Source organism: Enterobacter cloacae complex sp. 418I7, assembly GCF_050030705.1.
GTDB classification, from domain to species: Bacteria; Pseudomonadota; Gammaproteobacteria; order Enterobacterales; family Enterobacteriaceae; genus Enterobacter; species Enterobacter intestinihominis.
In genome coordinates, this window is the sequence record NZ_JBLGUU010000001.1 from 299,161 (window position 1) to 326,156 (window position 26,996).

The 26,996-nt window shown below is 54.7% G+C and carries 24 protein-coding genes; 17 read left to right on the forward strand and 7 right to left on the reverse strand.

All coding sequences use genetic code 11. The features are described from left to right. Positions 1-331: 331 nt before the first annotated feature. From pgi to psiE, 6 genes are all read left to right on the forward strand, one after another. On the forward strand, positions 332-1,981 hold the full coding sequence (pgi, locus tag ACQG0S_RS01460; RefSeq protein WP_022646728.1) for a glucose-6-phosphate isomerase: 1,650 nt from the start codon (positions 332-334) through the stop codon (positions 1,979-1,981). A gap of 366 nt (positions 1,982-2,347) precedes the next feature. After that, positions 2,348-2,590, forward strand: coding sequence for an exopolysaccharide production protein YjbE (yjbE, locus tag ACQG0S_RS01465; RefSeq protein WP_003860341.1), 243 nt, complete (start codon positions 2,348-2,350; stop codon positions 2,588-2,590). A gap of 63 nt (positions 2,591-2,653) precedes the next feature. Further along, on the forward strand, positions 2,654-3,292 hold the full coding sequence (locus tag ACQG0S_RS01470; protein ID WP_003860339.1) for a YjbF family lipoprotein: 639 nt from the start codon (positions 2,654-2,656) through the stop codon (positions 3,290-3,292). Further along, on the forward strand, positions 3,289-4,026 hold the full coding sequence (locus tag ACQG0S_RS01475; RefSeq protein WP_048966223.1) for a capsule biosynthesis GfcC D2 domain-containing protein: 738 nt from the start codon (positions 3,289-3,291) through the stop codon (positions 4,024-4,026). The genes ACQG0S_RS01470 and ACQG0S_RS01475 overlap by 4 nt, the downstream gene beginning before the upstream one ends. Then, positions 4,026-6,122, forward strand: coding sequence for a YjbH domain-containing protein (locus ACQG0S_RS01480; RefSeq protein WP_023299084.1), 2,097 nt, complete (start codon positions 4,026-4,028; stop codon positions 6,120-6,122). Before ACQG0S_RS01475 ends, ACQG0S_RS01480 begins: the two co-directional genes overlap by 1 nt. Positions 6,123-6,300: 178 nt before the next feature. Continuing rightward, a complete protein-coding gene (gene psiE / locus ACQG0S_RS01485) occupies positions 6,301-6,711 on the forward strand; it encodes a phosphate-starvation-inducible protein PsiE (protein WP_000202963.1) in 411 nt (136 codons plus the stop codon). Between the two features lie 96 nt (positions 6,712-6,807). Here psiE and malG read toward each other — a convergent pair whose 3' ends face one another. The 3 genes from malG to malE form a co-directional block, all read right to left on the reverse strand. Next, positions 6,808-7,698: a maltose ABC transporter permease MalG gene (malG, locus tag ACQG0S_RS01490; RefSeq protein WP_003860332.1), complete on the reverse strand. Its 891-nt coding sequence runs from the start codon at positions 7,696-7,698 to the stop codon at positions 6,808-6,810. Between the two features lie 14 nt (positions 7,699-7,712). After that, a complete protein-coding gene (malF, locus tag ACQG0S_RS01495; RefSeq protein WP_063138210.1) occupies positions 7,713-9,257 on the reverse strand; it encodes a maltose ABC transporter permease MalF in 1,545 nt (514 codons plus the stop codon). Positions 9,258-9,378: 121 nt separating this feature from the next. Beyond that, complete coding sequence (malE, locus tag ACQG0S_RS01500; protein ID WP_426749943.1) at positions 9,379-10,569, reverse strand: maltose/maltodextrin ABC transporter substrate-binding protein MalE; 1,191 nt, start codon at positions 10,567-10,569, stop codon at positions 9,379-9,381. Between the two features lie 371 nt (positions 10,570-10,940). Between malE and malK the strand changes: the two genes are divergently transcribed. From malK to malM, 3 genes are all read left to right on the forward strand, one after another. Further along, complete coding sequence (gene malK / locus ACQG0S_RS01505; RefSeq protein ID WP_003860329.1) at positions 10,941-12,050, forward strand: maltose/maltodextrin ABC transporter ATP-binding protein MalK; 1,110 nt, start codon at positions 10,941-10,943, stop codon at positions 12,048-12,050. Positions 12,051-12,092: 42 nt separating this feature from the next. Beyond that, positions 12,093-13,460 (forward strand): maltoporin, encoded by a 1,368-nt coding sequence (locus ACQG0S_RS01510; protein ID WP_032621777.1) that lies wholly within the window; start codon positions 12,093-12,095, stop codon positions 13,458-13,460. A 111-nt stretch (positions 13,461-13,571) separates the two neighbouring features. Further along, a complete protein-coding gene (gene malM, locus ACQG0S_RS01515; RefSeq protein ID WP_426749945.1) occupies positions 13,572-14,510 on the forward strand; it encodes a maltose operon protein MalM in 939 nt (312 codons plus the stop codon). An 86-nt stretch (positions 14,511-14,596) separates the two neighbouring features. Here malM and ACQG0S_RS01520 read toward each other — a convergent pair whose 3' ends face one another. Together ACQG0S_RS01520 and ACQG0S_RS01525 are read right to left on the reverse strand one after the other, a co-directional pair. After that, positions 14,597-15,730, reverse strand: a complete 1,134-nt coding sequence (locus ACQG0S_RS01520; protein WP_048966222.1) for a T6SS immunity protein Tli4 family protein — start codon at positions 15,728-15,730, stop codon at positions 14,597-14,599. After that, entirely contained in the window at positions 15,727-17,268 is a 1,542-nt protein-coding gene (locus ACQG0S_RS01525) for a lipase family alpha/beta hydrolase (RefSeq protein ID WP_048966221.1), read from the reverse strand. Before ACQG0S_RS01525 ends, ACQG0S_RS01520 begins: the two co-directional genes overlap by 4 nt. Positions 17,269-17,485: 217 nt before the next feature. Here ACQG0S_RS01525 and ubiC point away from each other — a divergent pair, with 217 nt between their 5' ends. Both ubiC and ubiA read left to right on the forward strand, forming a co-directional pair. Next, complete coding sequence (ubiC, locus tag ACQG0S_RS01530) at positions 17,486-17,983, forward strand: chorismate lyase (protein ID WP_022646736.1); 498 nt, start codon at positions 17,486-17,488, stop codon at positions 17,981-17,983. Positions 17,984-17,995: 12 nt separating this feature from the next. Then, the gene (ubiA, locus tag ACQG0S_RS01535; RefSeq protein WP_022646737.1) at positions 17,996-18,865 is read left to right on the forward strand and encodes a 4-hydroxybenzoate octaprenyltransferase; all 870 of its coding nucleotides are present in this window, start codon (positions 17,996-17,998) and stop codon (positions 18,863-18,865) included. An 89-nt stretch (positions 18,866-18,954) separates the two neighbouring features. On the opposite strand, the gene plsB is transcribed toward ubiA, so the two are convergent. Next, complete coding sequence (gene plsB / locus ACQG0S_RS01540; RefSeq protein ID WP_022646738.1) at positions 18,955-21,375, reverse strand: glycerol-3-phosphate 1-O-acyltransferase PlsB; 2,421 nt, start codon at positions 21,373-21,375, stop codon at positions 18,955-18,957. Between the two features lie 154 nt (positions 21,376-21,529). Between plsB and ACQG0S_RS01545 the strand changes: the two genes are divergently transcribed. The 4 genes from ACQG0S_RS01545 (at position 21,530) to ACQG0S_RS01560 (ending at position 24,345) form a co-directional block, all read left to right on the forward strand. After that, a complete protein-coding gene (locus tag ACQG0S_RS01545; RefSeq protein WP_006810487.1) occupies positions 21,530-21,898 on the forward strand; it encodes a diacylglycerol kinase in 369 nt (122 codons plus the stop codon). Positions 21,899-22,006: 108 nt separating this feature from the next. After that, the gene (lexA, locus tag ACQG0S_RS01550) at positions 22,007-22,615 is read left to right on the forward strand and encodes a transcriptional repressor LexA (RefSeq protein WP_003860318.1); all 609 of its coding nucleotides are present in this window, start codon (positions 22,007-22,009) and stop codon (positions 22,613-22,615) included. 63 nt (positions 22,616-22,678) lie between these two features. Continuing rightward, on the forward strand, positions 22,679-24,016 hold the full coding sequence (gene dinF, locus ACQG0S_RS01555; protein ID WP_048966220.1) for an MATE family efflux transporter DinF: 1,338 nt from the start codon (positions 22,679-22,681) through the stop codon (positions 24,014-24,016). A 119-nt stretch (positions 24,017-24,135) separates the two neighbouring features. Beyond that, positions 24,136-24,345 carry a CsbD family protein gene (locus ACQG0S_RS01560; RefSeq protein ID WP_003860314.1) on the forward strand — a complete coding sequence of 70 codons (210 nt, stop codon included), beginning with the start codon at positions 24,136-24,138 and terminating at the stop codon, positions 24,343-24,345. A 47-nt stretch (positions 24,346-24,392) separates the two neighbouring features. Here ACQG0S_RS01560 and zur read toward each other — a convergent pair whose 3' ends face one another. After that, positions 24,393-24,905, reverse strand: coding sequence for a zinc uptake transcriptional repressor Zur (zur, locus tag ACQG0S_RS01565; protein ID WP_006810484.1), 513 nt, complete (start codon positions 24,903-24,905; stop codon positions 24,393-24,395). 117 nt (positions 24,906-25,022) lie between these two features. On the opposite strand from zur, the gene ACQG0S_RS01570 reads away from it, so the two are divergent. Then, positions 25,023-25,511, forward strand: coding sequence for a cupin domain-containing protein (locus tag ACQG0S_RS01570; protein WP_022646741.1), 489 nt, complete (start codon positions 25,023-25,025; stop codon positions 25,509-25,511). Positions 25,512-25,703: 192 nt separating this feature from the next. Next, positions 25,704-26,990 (forward strand): conjugal transfer protein TraF, encoded by a 1,287-nt coding sequence (traF, locus tag ACQG0S_RS01575; protein WP_152811457.1) that lies wholly within the window; start codon positions 25,704-25,706, stop codon positions 26,988-26,990. The last annotated feature ends 6 nt before the right edge of the window (positions 26,991-26,996 follow it).

Sequence of the window (26,996 nt, forward strand, 5' to 3'; positions counted from 1 at the left end):
GAATGAAGCGAGAACAGGTGCAGGCGCAAAATACGGCCCTATAAATAAAATGCGGGGGAGGTCCTGTCAATGCTGGGATTATGCGGATTTTTCATGGGGGGGTACCCCTCAGAAACAGGACTTATAACAGGCCCATATTTTATGCTCCTTTTTACCCCTTTTTGACCAACATTTCGCCACGCCGGAAGGGCGCGACAGCAGCTATACTTTTCGGGTCTTTTCACCTGCGTTTGATGCAGACCAGGGCAATGGCATAAAAACCATCACAATTTTTATTTGCAGGCGCTACAATCGACCGCAGTCACAATTCTCAAATCAGAAGAGTATTGCTATGAAAAACATCAACCCAACGCAGACCGCTGCATGGCAGGCACTACAGAAACATTTTGATGAAATGAAAGACGTCACTATCGCGGATCTGTTCGCGAAAGATGCCGATCGTTTCAGCAAGTTTTCCGCCACCTTCGATGACCTGATGCTGGTGGATTTCTCCAAGAACCGTATCACCGAAGAGACGCTGGCGAAGCTGCAAGATCTGGCGAAAGAGACTGAGCTGGCAGATGCCATCAAATCCATGTTCTCCGGTGAGAAGATCAACCGCACCGAAGACCGTGCCGTGCTGCACGTGGCGCTGCGCAACCGTAGCAATACTCCAATTATCGTTGACGGCAAAGATGTGATGCCGGAAGTGAACGCGGTGCTGGAAAAGATGAAAACCTTCTCTGAAGCGATCATCTCAGGTCAGTGGAAAGGCTACACCGGGAAAGCGATCACCGACGTCGTAAACATCGGTATCGGCGGCTCTGACCTCGGCCCGTTCATGGTGACCGAGGCGCTGCGCCCGTACAAAAACCATCTCAACATGCACTTCGTGTCCAACGTCGATGGGACTCACATCGCTGAAGTGCTGAAAAAGGTGAACCCGGAAACCACGCTGTTCCTGGTGGCGTCTAAAACCTTCACCACTCAGGAAACCATGACCAACGCCCACAGCGCGCGCGACTGGTTCCTGAAAACCGCGGGCGACGAAAAGCACGTGGCGAAACACTTCGCGGCGCTGTCCACCAACGGTAAAGCGGTGGGTGAGTTCGGTATTGATACTGCGAACATGTTTGAATTCTGGGACTGGGTGGGTGGCCGCTACTCACTGTGGTCTGCGATCGGTCTGTCCATCATCCTGTCCGTCGGCTTCGACAACTTCGTTGAGCTGCTCTCCGGCGCGCACGCGATGGACAAACACTTCTCCACCACCGCGCCTGAGAAAAACCTGCCGGTGCTGCTGGCGCTGATCGGGATCTGGTACAACAACTTCTTCGGCGCTGAAACCGAAGCGATTCTGCCGTACGACCAGTATATGCATCGCTTTGCGGCCTACTTCCAGCAGGGCAACATGGAATCCAACGGTAAATACGTTGACCGTAACGGTAACGCGGTGGATTATCAGACTGGCCCAATCATCTGGGGCGAGCCGGGCACCAACGGTCAGCACGCGTTCTACCAGCTGATCCACCAGGGCACCAAAATGGTACCGTGCGATTTCATCGCCCCGGCGATTACGCACAACCCGCTTTCCGACCACCATCCGAAGCTGCTGTCTAACTTCTTCGCCCAGACCGAAGCGCTGGCGTTCGGTAAATCCCGCGAGGTGGTTGAGCAGGAGTACCGTGACCAGGGTAAAGATCCGGCAACCCTGGAACACGTTGTGCCGTTCAAAGTGTTCGAAGGCAACCGTCCAACTAACTCCATTCTGCTGCGTGAAATTACGCCGTTCAGCCTGGGCGCGCTGATTGCCCTCTACGAGCACAAGATCTTCACTCAGGGCGCTATTCTGAACATCTTCACCTTTGACCAGTGGGGCGTTGAGCTGGGCAAACAGCTGGCAAACCGCATTCTGCCAGAGCTGGGTGACGATAAAGCAATCGACAGCCACGACAGCTCCACCAATGGTCTGATTAACCGTTATAAAGCATGGCGTGCGTAATAAATATGTCATGAACAATGCCGGCGATATGCCGGCATTTTTTTATCGGATAATTCCTGATGTCTGTTAGTTATCTCAAATTCTGAATCTGAGTTTAATCCGAAAAACACGGTTACCCCGTTAATTGCTGAGGGTTATTTTAAGAAAATACGGAGTGATACTTTAATGGGTTTATATTATAACTGTTTGATAATGAATGGTTATCTATTTCAATAATTCTTTTTTCTTTTCATTTTTAACCATTAGTCTGAAAACCTCATCCCTATTTACCCCCACGGTAAACCCACTGCTTTAGTTGTGTATACTCGAATCCGCCTGAATTTCTTTTCGGGCAAATCTCCATTCATTCATTGAAGGGAAATTGTTATGAAGAAAGTACTGTATGGCATTTTTGCCATATCTGCGCTTGCGGCGACGTCTGTCTATGCAGCTCCGGTCCAGGTCGGGGAAGCAGCAGGGTCGGCAGCGACGTCTGCGTCTGCGGGGAGTTCTACCGCAGCCAGCACCAGCGCCGTAAGTTCAGCCGTGGGTGTCGCGCTGGCGGCAACCGGTGGCGGTGATGGCTCCAATACCGGAACCACGACCACTACGACGACCAGCACCCAGTAATACCGGGTGTTTTAATCATAACCACACTTCGGTGTGGTTATTTCGCCCCTTCGGAGAAGAGTCGTGAAGCGACCTGCAATCATCCTGATTTGCCTGCTGTTGCAGGCGTGCTCAGCTACCACCAAAGGGCTGGGCCACTCACTGTGGGACAGCATGTTCGGCACGCCGGGCGTGCATCTGACCGATGACGAACTTCAGAACATGCCGTATGCCAGCCAGTACATGCAGCTAAACGATGGTCCGCAACTGTTTGTGGTGCTCGCTTTCGATGAAAACGGGCAGCAGAAATGGGTGACGCAGGATCAGGCCACCATCGTGACTCAGCATTCCCGAATCGTGAAAACGTTGCTCGGCGGCGACAACCTGCTTGAGGTAAACAACCTGGCTGAAGATCCGCTCATCAAGCCGAATCAGATCGTCGATGGCGCAAGCTGGACGCGCACAATGGGCTGGACCGAGCACAAACAGGTGCGCTACGCCACGGCCCGCTCCACCTTCCGCTGGGATGGTACGGACAGCGTCAAAGTGGGCAGCGACGAAACGCAGGTGCGCGTGCTGGATGAAGAGGTGACAACCGATCAGGCCACCTGGCATAACCGCTTCTGGGTGGACGAAGAGGGGCAAATCCGCCAGTCCTTACAGTATCTCGGTGCCGGTTTCTTCCCGGTGAAGACCACCCTGATCAAGGCGGCGAAATCATGAAAATGTTCATTCACGTTGCGCTTCTCGCCAGCCTGGCCTCGCCGCTGGCGTGGTCTGCGGGAACGGTACAGGTCTACACCCCGGACAGCGAAAAACCTAAAACCTTAACCAATGCCGGGCATCTGCTCGATCTGGTGGGGCAGCCGAGGCTGGCGAAAAGCTGGTGGACCGGGGCGGTTATCAGCGAGCGTCAGGCGACGATTGTAGCGGAACAAAAACATCAGGCGCTGCTCGCCCGACTGAGCGGGCTGGCACAACAGGAAGATGCTGACGATGCCGCGGCCATTACTAGCCTGCGTCAGCAGCTTCAGGCGGTTAAGGTGACGGGTCGCCAGAAGGTGAATCTCGATCCGGATGAGGTGCGCGTCGCCGAAAACGGCAATCCGTCGCTGGAAGGGGACTATACCCTGTGGCTGCCAGCTCAGCCTTCCACCGTCACCGTGATGGGGCTTATCAGCAGCCCTGGCAAAAAGCCGTTTACGCCGGGCCGGGACGTCGTGAGCTATCTCGACGAGCAAAGCTTGCTCAGCGGTGCGGATAACAGCTATGCCTGGGTGGTCTATCCGGACGGGCATACGCAAAAAGCGCCGGTGGCTTACTGGAATAAACGCCATATCGAACCTATGCCAGGCAGCATCATTTTTGTCGGTTTTGCCGACCATTTCTGGACGAAAGCGTATGACGGGCTTAATGCCGATATCCTTCGCTCCCTGATACAGCGGATACCGGAATAATGAAAAAAACCTATCTCTACAGCATGCTTGCACTGTGCGTGAGTGCCGCCTGTCATGCAGAAACGTATCCGGCACCCATCGGCCCGTCGCAGTCCGATTTTGGCGGCGTGGGCTTACTGCAAACCCCGACCGCGCGTATGGCCCGCGAGGGGGAAATCAGCCTTAACTATCGCGATAACGATCAGTACCGTTACTACTCTGCGTCCGTGCAGCTGTTCCCCTGGCTGGAGACCACGCTGCGCTACACCGACGTGCGTACAAAACAGTACAGCAGCGTGGACGCCTTCTCCGGCGATCAGACCTATAAAGACAAAGCCTTCGACGTGAAGCTGCGCCTGTGGGAAGAGAGCTACTGGATGCCGCAGGTCTCCGTCGGGGCGAAAGACATTGGCGGGACCGGCCTGTTTGATGCGGAATACATCGTTGCCAGCAAAGCCTGGGGACCGTTTGATTTCTCGCTGGGTCTTGGCTGGGGCTACCTCGGCACCAGCGGCAACGTAACCAACCCGTTCTGTACCTACAGCGACAAATACTGCTACCGCGATAACAGCTATAAAAAAGCGGGTTCCATCAACGGCGACCAGATGTTCCACGGCCCGGCCTCGCTGTTTGGAGGCGTAGAGTATCAAACGCCATGGCAGCCGCTGCGCCTGAAGCTGGAGTACGAAGGCAATAACTACAGCGAAGATTTTGCCGGCAAGATTGAGCAGAAGAGCAAGTTTAACGTCGGCGCCATTTACCGCGTCACCGACTGGGCCGACGTTAATCTCAGCTATGAGCGCGGTAATACCCTGATGTTTGGCTTTACGCTGCGCACCAACTTTAACGACATGCGGCCGCGCTACAATGATAACCCGCGGCCCAAATACCAGCCGGAGCCGCAGGATGCGATCATTCAGCACTCCGTGGTAGCGAACCAGCTGACGCTGCTGAAATATAACGCAGGCCTGGCGGATCCGAAGATCCAGACCAAAGGCGATACGCTGTACGTCACCGGCGAGCAGGTAAAATACCGCGACTCCCGCGAAGGGATCGAGCGCGCCAACCGGATCGTCATGAACGATCTGCCGGAGGGGATCCGCACGATCCGCGTGACGGAGAACCGTCTCAACCTGCCGCAGGTCACCACTGAAACCGATGTTGCCAGCCTTAAGCGTCATCTTGAAGGCGAACCGCTGGGACATGAAACCGAGCTGGTGCAAAAACGCGTTGAGCCGGTGGTGCCAGAGAGCACCGAGCAGGGCTGGTATATCGATAAATCCCGCTTCGATTTCCATATCGATCCGGTGCTGAACCAGTCCGTGGGTGGGCCGGAAAACTTCTACATGTATCAGCTGGGCGCGATGGCGACGGCGGATCTGTGGGTGACCGACCACCTGTTGACCACCGGTAGTCTGTTCGGCAACCTTGCCAACAACTACGACAAATTTAACTACACCAACCCGCCGAACGATTCAAAACTGCCGCGCGTGCGTACCCGCGTTCGCGAATATGTGCAGAACGATATCTACGTGAATAACCTGCAGGCCAACTACTTCCAGTACTTCGGTAACGGCTTCTACGGCCAGGTTTACGGTGGCTATCTGGAAACCATGTTCGGCGGCGCGGGGGCGGAGGTGCTTTATCGTCCCGTCGACAGTAACTGGGCGTTTGGGATTGATGCCAACTACGTGAAACAGCGTGACTGGCGCAGCGCGCAGGACATGATGAAGTTCACCGACTACAGTGTCAAAACCGGCCACCTGACCGCCTACTGGACGCCGTCGTTCGCACAGGATGTGCTGGTGAAAGCCAGCGTCGGGCAGTACCTGGCGGGCGATAAGGGCGGCACGCTGGATATCTCCAAACACTTCGACAGCGGCGTAGTGGTAGGCGGTTATGCCACCATCACCAACGTTTCGCCAGACGAGTACGGGGAAGGGGACTTCACCAAAGGGGTGTACGTGTCGATTCCGCTGGATCTGTTCTCGTCAGGCCCAACCCGCAGCCGTGCGGCAGTGGGCTGGACGCCGCTGACGCGCGACGGCGGTCAGCAGCTTGGACGTAAGTTCCAGCTGTATGATATGACCAGCGATAAGAACATTAACTTCCGCTGATGCTTGTTTGCCCGGTGGCGCTGCGCTTACCGGGCCTACGAGAGTATTTTTGTAGGCCGGGCAAACGCAGTGCCGCCCGGCAAGAATGTTCATATGGACAAAACATAAACAAAAAATATAGATCCCCGTCACATTTTTGCGTTATACAGGAACCTCGCCCTGGAGAATGAGGTGCTGTATGACATCCCTGACTCGTCCGCGTGTTGAGTTTATCTCAACGATACTCCAGACCGTGCTGAACCTCGGTCTGCTGAGCCTTGGCCTGATCCTGGTCGTGTTTCTGGGTAAAGAGACGGTGCATCTGGCGGATGTGCTGTTCGCACCTGAGCAAACCAGCAAATACGCGCTGGTGGAAGGCCTGGTGGTCTACTTTCTCTACTTTGAATTTATCGCCCTGATTGTGAAGTACTTTCAGTCCGGCTTTCACTTCCCGCTGCGCTATTTTGTCTACATTGGCATCACCGCCATTGTGCGGCTGATCATCGTCGATCATAAATCCCCGCTCGACGTGCTGATCTACTCGGCGGCGATCCTGCTGCTGGTGATCACCCTCTGGCTGTGCAACTCAAAGCGGCTGAAACGCGAATAAAAAAAGGGCGCTCCGAAGAGCGCCTAACAACAGTCACAAGTTGGTTCAATACAATACGTCTAAAGTTGAGGGTTGCAGTGGCATAACAGATGAAACTTAACCTTTCACACCGCCCGCCGTCAGGCCGTTGACCAGCCAGCGCTGGGCCAGCAGGAACACCACGGTAATCGGGATGGCAGAGAGTACGGCCGCCGCGGCAAAGTCGCCCCACAGGTAGTTTTGCGGGTTGAGGTATTGCTGCATACCGACGGCCAGGGTGTAGCTGTTCACATCGCGCAGTAACAGAGAGGCGACCGGTACTTCGGTGATCGCCGCGATAAACGACAGGATGAACACCACCGCCAGAATCGGCACCGACAGCGGCAGCAGCACCAGACGGAACGCCTGCCACGGGGTGGCGCCATCCAGCGCGGCGGCTTCTTCCAGTGAACCATCGATGGTTTCGAAATAGCCCTTGATGGTCCACACATGCAGGGCGATGCCGCCAAGATAGGCGAAGATCACGCCGCCGTGGGTGTTCAGGCCGATAAACGGCACGTACTGGCCCAGACGATCAAACAGGGCATACAACGCCACCAGTGACAGCACCGCCGGGAACATCTGGAAAATCAGCATCCCTTTCAGCAGGGTCGCTTTGCCAGGGAAACGCATACGGGCGAAGGCGTAAGCACAGGTGGTGGAGAGCGTCACGATGCCGATGGCAGTGATGGTCGCCACTTTTACCGAGTTCCACAGCCACAGCAGCACCGGGAACGGCGGTGGAGTGACGCGGCCATCCGCGTGTTCCACACTGAAGCCCAGCGCGAGTTTCCAGTGCTCCCAGGAGATTTCATCCGGGATCAGGCTCCCGGTGGCGAAGTTCCCCGAACGCAGGGAGATGGCGATAACCATCAGCAGCGGGAACATGATCGCCGCGATGAAAATCAGCAGGCCTAAGTGCGTCGCGAGGAGGCGCAGTTTCTGAGATTTGGGTTGTACCATTGCCATGTTCAGTGCCCTCCTTAGTCAAATTTCATACGTGTAGCTTTCAGGTTCACGATCGCCAGGGCGCCCACCAGCAGGAAGATCAGGGTGGCAATCGCTGCCGCCAGACCGAAGTCCTGACCGCCGCCGCCTTCGAAGGCGATACGGTAGGTGTAGCTCACGAGCAGGTCGGTATAGCCTGCCGGCGTGGTGGTGCCGAGACGGTCCGGACCGCCGTTGGTCAACAGCTGAATCAGCACGAAGTTGTTAAAGTTAAAGGCGAAGCTGGCAATCATCAGCGGCGTCAGCGGCTTAATGAGCAGCGGCAGGGTAATTTTGAAGAAGTTCTGGAACGGACCCGCGCCGTCCATCGCCGAGGCTTCGTACAGGTCGTCCGGGATGGCCTTCAGCAGCCCCATGCACAGGATCATCATGTACGGATAACCGAGCCAGGTGTTCACGATGATAATCATCGAGCGAGCGGTGGTCGGGTCGCTGAACCAGGCCGGTTTGATGCCGAACAGCGCGCTCAGCATCATGTTGATTTCACCGAAGCTCTGATTAAACAACCCTTTGAAAATCAGAATCGAGATGAACGACGGCACGGCGTACGGCAGAATCAGCAGCACGCGGTAAATCGCTTTGCCCTTTAGGGATTCCCACTGGACCAGACAGGCCAGCACCATGCCCACGGCCACGGTCAGGATCACGGTCAGGATGGAGAAGACTACCGTCCAGACGAAGATGGCGAAGAACGGTTTCTGGATGCCTTCGTCGGTAAACACGCGGGTAAAGTTATCCCAGCCGATGGTAACGGTATAGCCCGGGCTGAGCTTGTCGTCGCCCCAGCTGCCGTCGGCATTCACCGACTGATAGAAACCGATATCGTTGTTCGGGCGATACTTCACGCCGTTCTGGTTGTTGGTCAGCGTGCCGTCATCCGCCAGCGTATAAAGCGGCTGCGTGCCGGAGAACTGGCGCAGCGAGCTCATGGTTACTTTGCTGTCATCGGGCAGCACGGCGGTGAGCTGGGTCAGCGCCTGGCGATTTTGAGTGATGATACGCAGGTTGGCACGTTCACCTTCCGGCAGGGCCGCGGCCTCTTTTAAGACCAGCTTCTGCTCGCCGCCAAATTTGAACGCGTCGGAAAGATAGTTTTTGCCGCTCTCACCGTCAGTGAGTGCTAACTTCCACTCGTCACCCGCAGGATACAGGCCGAAGTTGAAGGTTTTACCCGCCTGATAAGAGCGGTCCAGAAGCACCTGCGTTGCGCGTTCTTGCGCGAGCTGGTTAGTGCTGCTGTAGTTGGTGAACGCAATGGCGATGGTACAGATCAGTGGGAAGAGGACAAACAGCCCCATTCCGGCCACGCCAGGGTAGACATAGCGCCAGGCGTAGGCTTTACGGTTGGCGAAAATATACAGGCCAGCAGAGCTTAAAATCAGCGTCATGATGGCAAACAGATATTCCCCTTGTACGTACATTAAAACAACAAGGTAACCCACCAGCAGACACAGCAGACCTATCACTGACCACTTCAGCGCGTCGCTTTGCCACCAGTGTTTCTTTTTAATGACATCCATGGGGTTCTTCCTCTACAACGGTGGAAACTTATCGTCAGGTGGCGCTGCGCTTACCTGACCTACGGATCGTGCCGTAGTCGTAGGGCGGGTAAGCGCATGCGCCACCCGCCGTTTTTCAGACTTACTTAGTAATACGGCCCTGAGCATCTTTCAGCGCGGCATCAACGGTCTGGCGACCGCTTGCAGCGTTGATCACCGCAGTACGGGTGGCGTACCAGAACGCGGCCATCTGTGGGATGTTCGGCATGATTTCGCCTTTCTGGGCGTTATCCATGGTGGCCGCGATGCGTGGATCTTTCGCCAGCTGATCCTGGAAGGATTTCAGCGCAACGGCACCCAGCGGTTTGTCCTTGTTCACTTCATCCAGACCCTGATCGGTCAGCAGGTAGTTTTCCAGGAACTCTTTCGCCAGCTCTTTGTTCGGGCTGGCGGCGTTGATACCCGCGCTCAGCACGCCAACAAACGGTTTAGACGGTTTGCCGTTGAAGGTTGGCAGCAGGGTCACGCCGTAGTTGACTTTGCTCTTGTCGATGTTGGTCCAGGCCCACGGACCGTTGATGGTCATCGCGGTTTCGCCTTTGTTGAACGCCGCTTCCGCGATGGAGTAGTCGGTATCCGCGTTCATGTGTTTGTTCTTAATCAGGTCAACCAGGAAGGTCAGGCCTTTTTTCGCGCCCGCGTTGTCCACGCCCACGTCTTTCACGTCATATTTGCCGTTTTCAAACATGAACGCGTAGCCGCCGTCGGCAGCAATCAGCGGCCAGGTGAAGTACGGCTCTTGCAGGTTGAACATCAGAGCGGATTTACCTTTCGCCTTCAGCTCTTTATCCAGAGCAGGGATCTCTTCCCAGGTTTTCGGTGGATTTGGCACCAGGTCTTTGTTGTAAATCAGTGACAGGGCTTCAACCGCGATTGGGTAAGCGATCAGCTTGCCGTTATAGCGAACGGCGTCCCAGGTGAACGGGAACAGTTTGTCCTGGAAGGCTTTGTCTGGCGTGACTTCTGCCAGCAGGCCAGACTGCGCGTAGCCCCCGAAACGGTCATGCGCCCAGAAGATAATGTCCGGACCATCGCCGGTTGCCGCAACCTGCGGGAACTTCTCTTCCAGTTTGTCCGGGTGTTCTACGGTGACTTTGATACCGGTGTCTTTCTCGAATTTTTTGCCCACTTCGGCCAGACCGTTATAGCCCTTGTCGCCGTTAATCCAGATAACCAGCTTACCTTCTTCAATTTTGGCGAGAGCCGGTGCGGAAATCATCATTGCTGCGAGGGCGGACAATGCGAAAACGCGTGCGCCAGTCTTGATCTTCATATCTGCCATCCTTTATTGGTGATGTGCTCGTGGATACATAAGGTGGTTCAACGTGACTCAGTCTCCTTATTTGACATCCTCTTTCCATCCTCCCAGTCCCTACGCCCCACCCCCTGTTTGTGTGATCCCTGTAACATAAATTTAAGTTATGAGTGCTGGCGCACATAAAAACCCACTGAATTTTGCAGGCCGCTTCACGATTTTCGCCTTAGCCCCTCCGCTGCGGTCGCAGAGCCTGCTCTCTCATCCTCCCGCCTCCTCCCCCATAAAAAAGCCGGGGGGTGGAGGATTCACGAAAGTAATGGAACACGCATAGTGAACTTATCTTGAATGTTTCTGTCGGTGACAGGTTGTAACGAAGGGAGAAGGGCATGGCGAGCGTACAGCTGCGTAATGTAACGAAAGCCTGGGGCGACGTTGTGGTGTCAAAAGACATCAATCTGGACATCCACGAAGGTGAGTTTGTGGTGTTCGTTGGTCCATCAGGCTGTGGTAAATCTACTCTGCTGCGTATGATTGCCGGTCTTGAAACCATCACCAGTGGCGATTTATTTATTGGTGATACCCGAATGAACGACATCCCGCCAGCTGAACGTGGCGTAGGCATGGTGTTCCAGTCTTATGCGCTTTATCCGCATCTTTCCGTTGCCGAGAACATGTCCTTTGGCCTGAAGCTGGCCGGCGCGAAAAAAGAGACCATTAACCAGCGCGTCACCCAGGTGGCGGAAGTGCTCCAGCTGGCACATCTGCTGGAGCGTAAACCGAAGGCGCTCTCCGGTGGTCAGCGTCAGCGTGTGGCGATCGGCCGTACGCTGGTGGCCGAGCCGCGCGTGTTCCTGCTCGATGAACCTCTCTCTAACCTGGATGCCGCCCTGCGCGTCCAGATGCGTATCGAAATCTCCCGTCTGCACAAGCGTCTTGGACGCACGATGATTTACGTCACCCACGATCAGGTCGAAGCGATGACGCTGGCCGACAAAATCGTGGTACTGGACGCCGGTCGCGTGGCGCAGGTGGGCAAACCGCTGGAGCTGTATCACTACCCGGCAGACCGCTTTGTTGCGGGCTTCATTGGCTCGCCAAAGATGAACTTCCTGCCCGTAAAAGTGACCGCGACGGCAATCGAACAGGTACAGGTGGAGCTGCCAAACCGTCAGCAAGTCTGGCTGCCGGTCGACAGCGCCAATGTACAGGTGGGGGCCAATATGTCCCTCGGTATCCGCCCTGAGCATTTACTGCCGAGCCACATCGCTGATGTGACGCTGGAAGGTGAAGTTCAGGTCGTCGAACAGCTTGGTCACGAAACACAGATTCATATCCAGATCCCCGCCATCCGTCAGAACCTGGTCTACCGCCAGAATGACGTGGTGTTGGTAGAAGAGGGTGCCACATTCGCTATCGGTTTGCCGCCAGAGCGTTGCCATCTGTTCCGTGAGGATGGCACTGCATGTCGTCGGTTGCACAAAGAGCCAGGCGTTTAAGCATTCCAATTACAAAGAAAAGCAATGATCTCAGGAGATAGAATAATGATTACTCTGCGCAAACTTCCTTTGGCAGTTGCCGTCGCAGCGGGCGTAATGTCTGCTCAGGCACTGGCAGTGGATTTCCATGGTTATGCTCGTTCTGGTATCGGCTGGACGGGTAGTGGCGGTGAACAACAATGTTTCCAGGCAACAGGCGCACAAAGTAAATACCGTCTCGGTAACGAATGTGAAACCTACGCCGAACTGAAACTGGGCCAGGAAGTGTGGAAAGAAGGCGACAAGAGCTTCTATTTCGACACCAACGTAGCGTACTCCGTGGCACAGCAGAATGACTGGGAAGGTACCGATCCGGCGTTCCGTGAAGCTAACGTGCAGGGTAAAAACCTGATTGAATGGCTGCCTGGCTCTACCATCTGGGCCGGTAAGCGCTTCTATCAGCGTCATGACGTACACATGATCGACTTCTACTACTGGGATATCTCTGGTCCTGGTGCCGGTATTGAAAACATCGATCTGGGCTTCGGTAAACTGTCTCTGGCAGCGACGCGTTCCCAGGAAGCTGGCGGTTCTTATGCCTTCAGCAGCCAGAACATCTATGACCGTACCAAAGATACCGCGAACGACGTATTTGACGTGCGTTTAGCGGGCCTGGAAACTAACCCGGACGGCGTGCTGGAACTGGGTGTGGATTATGGCCGCGCGAACACGACCGACGGCTATGATCTTGCCGACGGCGCGTCGAAAGATGGCTGGATGTTCACCGCTGAACATACCCAGAGCATGCTGAAAGGCTACAACAAGTTTGTGCTGCAGTATGCGATGGACTCAATGACCACGCAGGGTAAAGGTCTGAGCCAGGGTTCCTATGGTTCTTCCAGCTTTACCATCACGAATCCTGATGGCACGACGACCAACTACGCCAACGATGTGATTAACAACAACGGCAGCCTCTGGCGCATCCTGGACCACGGTGCAATCACCCTGGCCGACAAGTGGGACCTGATGTATGTCGGTATGTACCAGAAACTCGACATGGATGATAACCAGGGGAGTGACTGGTGGACCGTGGGTGTACGTCCGATGTACAAATGGACGCCAATCATGAGCACCCTGCTGGAAGTGGGCTACGACAACGTCAAATCCCAGGAAACCGGCGATCGCAACAGCCAGTACAAAATCACCCTGGCGCAACAGTGGCAGGCTGGCGACAGCATCTGGTCTCGTCCGGCCATCCGTGTCTTCGCAACCTACGCGAAGTGGGATGAGAAATGGGGCTACGCGAAGAACGGTAACGGCGATGCCACCCGTTACGCGATCTCTGACTCCACCGGTAACGGTCGATTCTCTACCAGCCGCGGCGATGACGATGAGTTCTCCTTCGGCGCCCAGATGGAAATCTGGTGGTAACCGCATCCTGATCTGACGATGTAATCTGGGGGGCGAGAGCCCCTCAATTCCTGAGGTACTGCGCGCTATTGCCTGGCCACCGCAGTGCTTACGCTTTCTGAGGTGATAACAATGAAAATGAAGAAAAATCTCGTCGCGCTGTGCCTGTCAGCGGGTCTGCTGGCCTGTGTGCCTGGCGTTACGCTCGCTGACGTCAATTATGTCCCGCAGAATACCAGCGCAGCGCCTGCCATTCCGACAGCCGCTCTACAGCAATTAACCTGGACGCCGGTGGATCAGTCCAAAACGCAGAGCACACAGCTTGCGACGGGTGGCCAACAGCTCAATGTGGCTGGCATTACCGGGCCGGTAGCCGCCTATAGCGTACCGGCTAATATCGGTGAGCTAACGTTGACTTTATCCAGTGAAGTTAACAAACAGACCAGCGTTTTTGCGCCGAACGTTCTGATCCTCGATCAGAACATGACGCCTTCCGCCTATTTCCCCAGCAGCTATTTTACCTATCAAGAGCCGGGTGTAATGAGCGCGGACCGCCTGGAAGGGGTAATGCGTCTGATCCCGGCGCTCGGGCAGCAAAAGCTCTACGTACTGGTCTTCACCACTGAAAAAGATTTGCAGCAAACCACCACTCTGCTCGATCCGGCAAAAGCCTATGCCAAAGGGGTTGGTAACGCCATTCCCGATATTCCCGATCCGATTGCGCGCCATACCACCGACGGCCTGCTTAAGCTGAAGGTGAAAACCAACAGCAGCTCCAGCGTACTCGTAGGCCCACTGTTTGGCTCATCTGGCCCGGGTCCGGTAACGGTGGGTAATACTGCCGCGCCTGTGTATGCCGCGCCAGCCGCAGCACCAGCCGCAGCCCCGGCCCCGGCGAAAAAAGCCGAGCCGGTGCTTAACGATACTGAAACTTACTTTAACAACGCCATCAAGCAGGCAGTTAAAAACGGCGATGTCGATAAAGCGCTGAAACTGCTTGATGAAGCCGAGCGTTTAGGTTCAACCACTGCCCGTTCCACCTTTATCAGCAGTGTAAAAGGCAAGGGGTAACCGTCTCCCCACAGTGCTGATTTTGTTAGTCGTTTGGTGCGCCTTCGCGGGCGCACTTTTTTTGCCACTACTCATGGGCGATCTGCTCAGAACGCATTTTTCCTGACGCGGAAAGAACGAATGATGCGATCCCAGATTTCCACCAGTTCAGCGTCGCTATAGGCCGGGGGAGATGAGACATCACTTCCTTCAGGTAAGATTTCATTGCTTAATGTCAGATCAAGGCTGGGGTGTGCAAAATCAGCGTTTGTTTCATTGGCTACGGCGGTAAACATTAGTTGTTTTGACGGATTATCGGATGAGTTATCTGGCGGGGCGGTGATTAACCATTCGCTGGCATTAAAACCGGCAATGCGTGCTTCTCCTTTTCTCAGCGTACTACCGTCTATGCTGTTGATGTAAGACTGAATTTCCCCGCTGCGCTCCAGCATGGTTGTGCTTTCCTTAAGGGCGTTATTGCTCCAGACTGAAAAAGAAAACACCGAACTATAGGGGTAAACAAAGGTAATATCTTCCTTAGGCTTGCCGTTTCCGTCGCGGATAAACCCTTGCGGAATACAGGTGCCGGGCACGGAAGGAATATCCTCATTATGCCGTCCGCTCAGTCGGGACATGAGGTCCTGTAATTCCGCCAATTTCTGGGGTTTATCATTCGCCATCCAGTCAGGTCTTCCCGCTTCCTTGCGCAGATAAAACGCTCGCTCTTTAGCGAAGCGCGGATCAGAATAATCGGTAATCCCCTGCATGAGGATAAACGCTACTCCGTCAACGTAGAGATGACCTTCCAGAATGCGCCCAAATCCCGCCACACTCTCATTTTCATTACGGTCAAAAATGACCGCATTATCACTCAGCTTGTATATCTGCTTAAGAAATGGCTGATCAACAGGGTCCACGGTAGCGCTGTTTTTCAGTTTCTGTTCCCGCAACCGGATACGCTGCTCAAATGCCGGGCGGTAGAGTCGCTTGCTGCTGATGCGGATCTCATTAATCTGTGCCCGGTCAGTCAAGGTGTTTTCGAATGAGGCCGGAACCTCAAACACATAGCGCCCCACGCACTGGGATTTGGTGGTGGCAAAAAGAGTATTAACCATACGTTTTTCCTTGTCCGTTAACGCCGGGGGCGCATGCACAAATGTCACATAGTTATGGATGTAATATCCTGCCGCCAGCAGCAGGAGCGTCAGCGTAACAATCAGGGGGGATGTGTCTTTTTTCATGGGGCGGGAACCTGCTGCACAATCTTCACCACCGAGCGAACCGTGAACACCAGTGCGTCGGAGAGATCGCTGTATACCGAGCGGGAGAGATCGACAGGATCGACAGCATAAGCTCCTTCATGATCGACATCTGTCGCCAGGACGCCCTGAATACGTGAAGAGCTGGTGCAGACGGAGGTGATCGGCACGGTCCCATCGCCGGGGCTTGCAGATGAAATTAGTTGATGGGACCTTAACGGGGACAGTTCAAAAGGGTTAGCTGCATTTTCCCTGCTCCTCTGCGCTTCCTTAACGCTCAGGGGGATCCGCTCTTCCCATGTCAGGAATCCATCTGACGGGTTGCTTTTGCTGGCTCCGTAAAATAGCCAGGTCTGGGGGTGGTATTTGCCGTTTAACTTCTCAATAAATTTTTTAACGATATTACTTATTGTTTTCTCATATTTATTCCATTCGACCCTAGTATCATCCAGCAGCAAATCCTGCTCACATAGCCGCCACCACGCTGTTTTGTTGAGATAAATTTCCTCATACGGATCGGCCACCGGGAGGGAAAGTTGAGTCTCTTTACTGTTGATTTTCAGCCATCCCGGACCATAAGCCATGCCCGGCAGCAGCTGTAACGGACCGGGAGAATGTGCCAGCACCGGCATCAGCTTTTCTGCACTGTCTCCGATAATCATTCCAGTGATGCCACGCTCACCGATCTTCATGCGGCGATAAGCTGCCGGTGAGCCGAGATCCGGCATGACGCCGTGTACGATGCCCAGGATTGAGTCCTGCCCGCCCATATTTTCCGAGTAATGGCGGGCGACCAGTCCGCCCATCGAATGGGTGACCAGGATGACCTTGTTGACTGCCAGTCGTCCGTGGTAAGCACTCAGCACCTTACGGATATATTCGCCCAGCAACGCCGCAGAGTCCGCATTCGATTGCAGCCAGTTGTAACCAAAAACGTGCAGCGGGAATAAGAACTTGTGCCCGTGAGCCACTTCTTCTTCGCTCAGCACCTGCTCCTGAGGCTCGTTACCGATTCTGACGCCGATAAAACGCTGACGTGCCGTTTGCAACTGTGTCTCCCGAAAGTAATTATCCATCAGGATCTCGTCGTCGCTGAGCAGGTATTGCAGCCGGTCAAGCGCCTCACCGTAGCTCATGTAAAACGCACTTCCCCATCCGCGGGCGTGACGGGACGGGAATTTTTTCCCATCCGCACCGTCGTTTAAAATTTCCCCAGAGTCATCGACGACGGTGGTCGTCGGATCAAGCAGTTGCTTTCTTTTTTGGGGGCCAGCAAGTGGCCATTTTTTAAGCGATGACAAGCTGAACTGCCAGACTTTTTTATCTCCACTCTTTAAGTTTGACCCCATCACCCCAGGAATAAAAATCACCGGGATCACTTTTGTAGGGGGCTTGAGACAAACCGAGATGTGGTTTTTGTCTTTTGGCTGAGAAAAAACTTTATAATGAAACGTGCCATCGTCATCCCAGATGGGACGATGATAAGACCGATTAGGGGGGCTATTTTTGTTGTCATCCATGTATTAAGTTCCTGATATTCCTTCTCAAGAGCTGCATTAGCTCACAATTTATCCGCGCGATACTTAACCAAAATCAAGTTCTGCTATTGCTGCCACGAACATTTCTCCCGCGCTGTTGCACCATTGTTGCGATAGTGATCGCTAAATTTGGTTTGTCCGTCCTCATTTTGCCAATCTGCGATACAATGCCTTTACGTTATGTATCGGAGAGTCTGGCATGTCACACCCCGCGCTAACGCAGCTGCGTGCGCTACGCTATTTCGACCACATCCCTGCGCTTGACCCGGAACAGCTGGACTGGCTGCTGCTGGAAGATTCCATGACAAAACGTTTTGAGCAACAGGGTAAAACGGTCACGGTGACGATGATTCAGGAAGGGTTTGTCTCGCCTGCGGAGATTGCCAGCGAGCTGCCGCTGCTGCCGCAGGAAGAACGCTACTGGCTGCGTGAAATTTTACTCTGTGCGGATGGCGAGCCGTGGCTTGCCGGGCGAACGGTGGTTCCTGAGTCTACACTTTCCGGGCCGGAGCTTGCACTGCAACGCCTCGGCAAAACGCCGCTGGGGCGCTATCTGTTCACCTCGTCTGAACTGACCCGTGATTTTATTGAAATTGGTTGCGATGCCGATTTGTGGGGGCGCCGTTCCCGCCTTCGTTTGAGTGGCAAGCCGTTAATACTGACGGAACTCTTTTTGCCTGCATCGCCGTTGTACTAAGAGGGAGAAAAAATGGAGTGGAGTCTGACGCAGAATAAGCTGCTGGCCTATCACCGCCTGATGCGTACTGATAAACCCATTGGTGCGCTGCTGCTGCTGTGGCCGACCTTATGGGCGCTGTGGGTTGCCACGCCGGGCGTACCGCCGCTGTGGATCCTGGCGGTGTTTGTGGCGGGTGTCTGGCTGATGCGCGCTGCGGGCTGTGTGGTTAACGACTATGCTGACCGGAAATTTGATGGACATGTTAAGCGCACCGCGAATCGTCCTTTGCCGAGCGGTCAGGTGACCGGGAAAGAGGCGCGCATCCTGTTTGTGGTGCTGGTGCTTCTCTCTTTCATGCTGGTGTTAACCCTTAACACCATGACCATTCTGCTGTCCGTCGCTGCTCTGGCGCTGGCCTGGGTCTACCCATTTATGAAGCGATACACCCATCTGCCGCAGGTGGTATTGGGTGCGGCGTTTGGCTGGTCGATTCCCATGGCGTTTGCCGCGGTCAGCGAGTCCGTTCCGCTCAGCTGCTGGCTGATGTTCCTGGCGAATATTCTCTGGGCCGTTGCGTACGATACCCAATACGCGATGGTCGATCGCGATGACGATCTCAAGATTGGCATCAAATCGACGGCGATCCTGTTTGGCCGTCACGACAAACTGATCATCGGCATATTGCAGGTGGCGGTGCTGGCGCTGATGGTGGCGATTGGTCGCCTGAACGGGCTGAACTGGGAGTTTTACTGGTCCGTGCTGGTGGCGGGTCTGCTGTTTGCGTATCAGCAGAAGCTGATCGTGAAGCGCGAGCGTGAAGCCTGCTTTAAAGCGTTTCTGAATAATAACTACGTCGGGCTGGTGCTGTTTATGGGGCTGGCGATGAGTTACTGGTCATAAAAAAACCGGGTGGCGGCTTCGCCTTACCCGGCCTACGATTTAGCAGAATATGTAGGCCGGGTAAGCGTTAGCGCCACCCGGCTTTAACATCACTCGCCCTGCGTCGAACTCTCAATCGTTAAACGCACATCCGCGGTAATCAGCTCTGCCAGCATCTGGTAAACCTTCATCGTCTCTTCCGGCTCAGCATCGCCCGTATCGCTAATGTAACCTTCGTCGCGCAGCGTCAGCACCAGGGAGCTGAATACCGCTTTGTCGAAGAATTCCGGGGCGTTAATGCCATGCAGAACGGACAGGCGCTGGGCCAGCGTCCGACTCTCTTTTTCCAGCGTACCGCGGTTGATTGACGGGTTAGCACTCAATAACCAGAAGGTAATGGCGTAGCGCTGCAACGTCTCACGCGCACCGGAAGCCAGGAGCTGCAAGGTTCGGGAACGTGACGGATTGATATGCAGTTCGTCATCACTGATGGTAATCAGCCCCTGACGACGCATCTCTGCGGACATTTTATCGAGCTCTGCCGCCAGCTCATCGTTACTCCAGCGCAGGAACAGCTCCGCTTTCAGCATCGGATAGATGGCCTGAATATGGCGCAGCAGCTCCTGACGCGAAATACGGCGGTGCTGGGTAATAATGGCTGCCATCAGTGACGGCAGCATCAGCATGTGCGTGATGTTATTACGGTAGTAGGTCATCAGCACGGCCTGCTCGCGCGGCAGAATGATGATGTCACCAATCGTATCTTTCTCGACTTCGAACTTGTTCATCTGCAACGCGTGATCGATCAATTCGCTGGCGGTGGCAGACGGCACGGTCGAATCCACGGAATACGGCACGTTGCGCATGATATCCAGATAGCAATCAATCTGCTCGGTCAGCTGTTCACGGGTCAGTGAACGCTGGCGAGAGGCCAGAAGCGCGGTACAACACAGGTTCATGGCGTTTGCCGCACCAGCATTGTTGATGCGTACCATCAGCTCGGATGCAATGCCGTTGACCGTTGGCGTCAGCCAGGCCGGACGTACCGCTTCGATAGGATCAATAGACTCGCGCCACTCCGGAACATGATGGTTCAGATATGTCATCAGGGGCAGGGGCTCGCCAAAGTTCACGTAGCCCTGACCGAGGTTGCGCAATTTACTCAGACCACGCAGCATCTGCGGCAGACTCTCTTTCTCTTTGGTCGCACCGCGCAGCTCTTTCGCGTAGGTGCCCACTTCCATCACGTGTTCATAACCGATGTAAATAGGCACCAGCGTAATAGGACGCGTACCGCCACGCAGCATGGCCTGAATAGTCATCGACAGCGTGCCGGTCTTCGGATCGAGCAGACGACCGGTACGGGAGCGACCGCCTTCAACAAAGTACTCCACGGAATAGCCGCGGCTGAACAGCTCGCCCAGATACTCCCTGAAAACGGTGGAGTAGAGCTTGTTACCCTTGAAGGTACGACGAATGAAGAACGCACCCAGACGGCGGAAAATCGGACCTGCTGGCCAGAAGTTCAGGTTGATACCGGCAGCAATATGCGGCGGCACCAGGCCCTGGTGATAGAGCACGTAAGAGAGCAGCAGGTAGTCCATGTGGCTGCGGTGGCAGGGCACATAGACAATCTCGTGGCCGTCATGCGCTAACTGACGCACGCGCTCGGCGTTGTGGACGTTAATCCCCTGATAGAGGCGGTTCCACGTGAAACCGAGGATACGGTCAGAGAGACGAATCATCTCGTAGGAGAAGTTCGCGGCGATCTCTTCCATCAGCGCGATTGCGTTCTGCTGCGCTTTCTCGTGCGAAATCTTCTTGCTGCGCGCTTCGTCTTCTACGGCACGGGCAATCGCTTTGGAAGCCAGCAGCTTGTTAAACAGATCCTGACGCGCCGGGAGACGTGGCCCAACGGCCGCCAGACGCTGACGTGCAAAGTGCATACGCGCAACGCGCGCCAGCTTTTGCGCAATGATTTTGTCAGTACCGTGTTCATCCGCCATGCGGCGCAGTGAAACGGAAGGCGAGAAGCGAACAAAGCTGTCGCGTCCCAGCCATGAGACGGCGAAGAATTTCTGAATGCCGTTGAGCATACGCAGCGGCGGGTTCTCTTCCCCTTTTTCACGCCCCGGACGACGGCCAAACATCACCGACACCGGCACCATCTGCACGTCCAGATCGGGGTTGCTGCGGTGCAGATCGAGGTAATCATGGAACAGCTTAATGGACTCTTCTTTCGGCGTGTAATAGGTGAACACGCGCGGTCCGCCATGGATGAACACGTAGCGCGGCAGCAGCGTACCGTCGACTTCCAGCGGTTCAAGCGGGTCAGGTAAATCGTGCGCCAGACATTGAGCGCGAAGCGTTAGCAGGTCTGCCTTCGAGTTATAAGGCAAAACGTACATAATAGGGCGCGACGTATCGAGCCCTAATTCCAGCGCAGGTTCTGCTGGGATAGACTTACTTTTTACCAGTACGCTTAATGGTAAATTAAGTAATTTGTAGTAAATTCGTGGCCAGCCGGACATAAACGATGTAAAGCCTCTGGTTAATAATGCAATTGCGGCGCAAGGATAACAGAAAGCGCGCAAAATTTCTGTTGTTACCCGTCATACTTCAGGTCGCAGCAAAACGCGCTGCGGCTTTAGTTACTGACGCTATTTATCATAAAAGGTTCTTTTAATGGCCAATAATACCACTGGGTTAACTCGAATCATTAAAGCTGCCGGTTATTCATGGAAAGGTTTCCGCGCCGCATGGGTTAATGAAGCCGCTTTCCGCCAGGAAGCGGTTGCCGCAATCGTTGCCGTTGTCATCGCCTGCTTCCTTGATGTTGATGCTATCACCCGCGTACTGCTCATCGGATCTGTCCTTCTGGTGATGATAGTGGAAATTCTGAATAGCGCTATTGAGGCCGTTGTTGACCGAATCGGGTCGGAATTCCATGAACTGTCTGGCCGGGCGAAAGACATGGGTTCCGCTGCCGTACTGCTGTCGATTATCACGGCGGCGATCACCTGGGTCACGCTACTTTGGTCGCATTTCCGATGAGCCTCGAGGAATAATTAAGTCCCTGGTTTTTTGTGCAGTTTTTGGTTCCAAAATCGCCTTTGACTGTATATACTCACAGCATAACTGTATATACACCCAGGGGGCGGTATGAAAGCGTTAACGACCAGGCAGCAAGAGGTGTTTGATCTCATTCGGGATCATATCGGCCAGACGGGTATGCCACCCACGCGTGCAGAAATTGCGCAGCGTCTGGGCTTCCGTTCTCCTAATGCTGCCGAAGAGCACCTTAAGGCGCTTGCGCGTAAGGGCGTGATTGAGATTGTTTCCGGCGCCTCACGCGGCATCCGTCTGCTGGTGGAAGAAGAGAGCGGTATTCCGCTGGTGGGCCGCGTAGCCGCAGGTGAACCTCTGCTGGCGCAACAGCACATCGAAGGGCACTATCAGGTTGACCCAGGCATGTTCAAGCCGAGCGCCGATTTCCTGCTGCGCGTTAGCGGAATGTCCATGAAAGATATCGGTATTCTGGATGGCGATCTGCTGGCGGTACACAAAACGCAGGACGTGCGTAACGGGCAAGTCGTGGTGGCGCGCATTGATGATGAAGTGACGGTTAAACGCCTGAAAAAACAAGGCAATACCGTGCAGCTTCTGCCTGAAAACAATGAATTCTCCCCGATTGTGGTGGATCTCCGCGAGCAGAGCTTCTCTATTGAAGGGCTGGCGGTCGGCGTTATCCGCAACGGTGAATGGCTGTAATCTCTTCCTGACAGGCTGTAGTTCCTCTACAGCCTGGCCTGTTTTCTGATTCCGGTAATTTCCATGGCATTGCTAACTTCTGCCGATAAGGCGTTGTGGCGTCTTGCGCTACCGATGATTTTTTCCAATATTACCGTTCCTCTGCTGGGGCTGGTGGATACGGCAGTTATCGGGCATCTGGATTCGCCGATTTACCTGGGCGGCGTCGCGATTGGCGCAACGGCGACCAGCTTCCTCTTTATGCTGCTACTTTTTCTGCGCATGAGTACGACAGGCCTTACGGCCCAGGCGTATGGTGCAAAAGATCCCCTGCGTCTGGCGCGTGCGCTGGTTCAGCCGCTCATTCTGGCGTTCGGTGCTGGCGCGTTAATCGTTCTGTTGCGTACGCCGCTGATTGATCTTGCGCTCCATATTGTAGGCGGCAGCGATGCCGTACTGGAACAAGCCCGGCGGTTCCTCGAAATTCGCTGGCTCAGCGCGCCCGCTTCACTGGCAAACCTGGTCCTTCTGGGCTGGCTGCTGGGCGTGCAGTACGCCCGCGCGCCAGTGATCCTGCTGGTGGTGGGCAACCTGCTTAACATTGTGCTCGATCTCTGGCTGGTGATGGGACTGCACATGAACGTCCGGGGCGCGGCGCTGGCTACGGCAATTGCCGAGTACGGGACGCTGCTGATCGGTTTGGGGATGGTCTGGCGCGTGCTGGCGATGCGCGGTATCACCCTGGATCTGCTGAAATCGGCCTGGCGCGGCAATATGCGTAAGCTGCTGGCGCTCAATCGCGACATCATGCTCCGTTCGCTCCTGCTGCAACTCTGCTTCGGCGCATTAACCGTTTTTGGTGCGCGTCTTGGGCCTGAGATCGTCGCCGTCAACGCAGTGCTCATGACGTTACTGACCTTTACCGCTTACGCGCTGGATGGTTTTGCTTACGCCGTCGAGGCGCATTCAGGGCAGGCTTATGGTGCGCGTGAAAGCGGCCAGTTACGCGAAGTCTGGCGTGCTGCCTGTCGTCAGGCGGGTCTGGTGGCGCTGGTCTTTGCTCTGGTTTACGCCTGTTTTGGTGGGCATATTGTCGCGCTTCTCACCTCGTTGCCCGCGCTACGTGAGCTGGCCGATCGCTACATCCTCTGGCAGGTAGTATTACCGGTGGTGGGCGTGTGGTGCTATTTGCTGGACGGCATGTTTATTGGTGCGACGCGAGGGGCGGAGATGCGCAACAGTATGGCCGTCGCTGCGGCGGGGTTCGGCCTGACGCTGCTGGCCTTGCCGTATCTCGGCAATCATGGTCTGTGGCTCGCGCTGGCGGTGTTTCTCTCACTGCGTGGCCTTTCGCTGGCCGTTATCTGGCGTCGTCACTGGCGAAACAATACCTGGTTTCCAGCCCCGCACGATATATCGTAACGGTTAAAGATTCCGAATATAAAAACAACTGCCGAATCCTTAACTACAATAATAATCACGTCCAGCAGAAAAGAACGAAGCGGACGATACTCATAGACGCTTAACACGAGGACACGATTATGAATAAAGACGAAATCGGCGGCAACTGGAAGCAATTCAAAGGTAAAGCGAAAGAACAGTGGGGTAAGCTGACAGATGACGATATGACCGTCATTGAAGGTAAGCGCGATCAGCTGGTAGGTAAAATCCAGGAGCGCTACGGTTACGAAAAAGATCAGGCGGAAAACGAAGTCAAAGACTGGGAAACCCGTAACGACTACCGCTGGTAACCGGCACTATCCCCAAGGGCGGCCCTGAGCCGCCTTTTTCTTTGGCTTTAACGCGGCTTTTTCTTCACCAGGATAGAGTGATCGTGCTGACAGGCATCCTGATGGCGGCATGACTCCACCTCCACGCAGGCAGAACATAAGCCGTGGGCTTCAATCACGTTATGGCGCAGCGCAAAGCCCATTCTGGCTGCCAGCGTATGCATAATATCTTCCACACCTTCCGCACACTCTTCCTTCACCACACCACAGCGATCGCAGATAAACATGGCGGACGTGTGAGTTGGCTGGTCAAAAAGATGGCACAGCACATAGCTGTTTGTTGATTCCACTTTATGCACAAACCCTTGCTCCAGCAGAAAATCCAGCGCCCGATAAACGGTCGGCGGTTTTGCCTGCGGCTCGCTTTCACGCAGCAGATCGAGCAGATCGTAGGCGCTGATGGCACCCTGTTGCAGGCTCATCAGACGCAGTACCTCAAGGCGCTGCGGGGTCAGGCGCACATTGCGTTGCGCGCACAGCTTTTCAGCTTGCGCTAACAGCTCTTTTGTGGACTTGTCCATCGGGCACCTCGGATGTGGTAAGGGGTGAAAACCCTCACTTTATCATGTTCTGCTAAAAACACCGAGATCCGCCGGGCTGTGCTATACCTGACGCATCGCAAATCGGGAGATCGCATGATGAAAAGACCTGACTGTATTCGGCACTGGCGGGACGTGGAAGGCGCCGATGACGCAACGTATCCGGACAGCAATGAACGGTTTTCTATTGGCGCGCCGCTGGCCCGCAAGCTGGGTCTCGGCCGCATTGGTATTCACCATGAACGGCTGCCGCCCGGACGCCGTACTTCTTATCCGCATGCGGAAAGCGACGAAGAGGAGTTTGTTTACGTTCTGGAGGGTTACCCTGAGGCCTGGATCAATGGTTATCTGTGGAAGCTTGAACCCGGAGACAGCGTGGGATTTCCTGCCGGCACGGGCGTGTGCCATACCTTTATCAACAACACCGATGAAGAGGTGCGCTTACTGGTGGTGGGTGAGGCTAATAAAAAACATAACCGCATCTACTATCCCCTCAATCCGGTGTATGCCGTGACGCGCGAAGACCACTGGGTAGACCATCCGCCTCAGTTTTTTGGCCCGCACGATGGAAAACCTGGGCGAAAATAATTTCCTCTTCTATAAATATTGATGGTCGTCACACATTAGAACAGGCCGGGATGGAATTTAACTTAGGGAAATAGCGGGTCTTTTTGTACTTATTCACAGCAATAGTTCGTTCCTGTTTGGGTGATAACAGACAGGGTTAACTAATAACAAACTATTTACGAGCACACTGTGAAAAAACATTTTAAATTTTCGATGGTTAGCATTGCTGTCTCCTTTTTTATGGCAAATCAGGCGGGAGCAGCCAATACCTGGACGGAAGCGCGTAGCGACGCAATGGGCGGAACGGGTGTCGCGGCAGGGAGCTATGGCAGCGGGGCGTTAATCAACCCCGCGTTACTGGCAAAATCTAAGCCCGAGGATGATGTGACGGTCATTTTGCCGTCCGTTGGCGTGCAGGTGACCGATGAAGACAATCTTCAGGACGAGATTGATACCATTAACGATAAAATCAATCATTACAAGGACGTGGTTGATAGTCTGACCCCCATTGATATCATCACGGATCCATTAGGTTCGATCAATCAGTTCCAGGGCGCAGCGAAAGATCTCGCTGATGAGCTGGACTACCTGAAAGGCAAAACCGCACACGCCACCGCAGGGGCGGGGATTGCCGTCAGTATCCCTAACGATGTCCTTTCCGTGGCCTTTATGGCCAAAGGCTATGCACATGGCCGCGTCAGCTCTTCAATCGATCAGCAGGACATTGATTATCTGCGCGGTATACAACGAAGCGATGCGGTGGCTGCCGGTGTGGCGCTGGATGCCGCGCTAAACGGTTCCGATCAGATCACCAAAAACCTTAACTCTACGGCGTCTGGTCGGGCGGCGATTGTGTCCGACTACGGTATTGCGGTAGCCCGTCAGTTCGATCTTGGCGGCGTTCCGGTTTCCGTTGGCGTCACGCCGAAGCTGCAAAAAACCTGGCTCTATAACTACACTACCTCAATCTACGATTACGACAGTAATAAGTGGAACGACAGCCGCTACCGTACCGACGACACTGGCTTCAACGTTGATGCCGGTATTGCTGCTGATTTCGGTGAAAACTGGACGGTCGGCGTGAGCGGGCAAAACCTGATGTCGCGCGATATCGATACCAAAGATATCCGCATTCGCAACGGGCGCACAGGAGAGGTGGTGAGTTATAAAGACACCTATCAGATCCGTCCGCTGGTCACTGCCGGGGCCGCCTGGCACAACGATCTGGTCACGCTGACCGCAGATGGCGATCTGACCGAAACCAAGGGCTTTAAAAGCGAAGACACCTCCCAGTACGTTGGCGTCGGTGCCGAAGTCACGCCGCTGAGCTGGCTGGCAGTACGCGCCGGTTATCGTGCGGATATGAAGGGGAACGACAGCAACGTCTTTACCGGCGGTGTCGGTTTTGCGCCGTTCAACTCCGTCCATGTTGACCTGATGGGGCTTTATGGCGAAGACGAGACCTGGGGCGCAGGGGCACAGTTGAGCATGACGTTCTAAAGTACA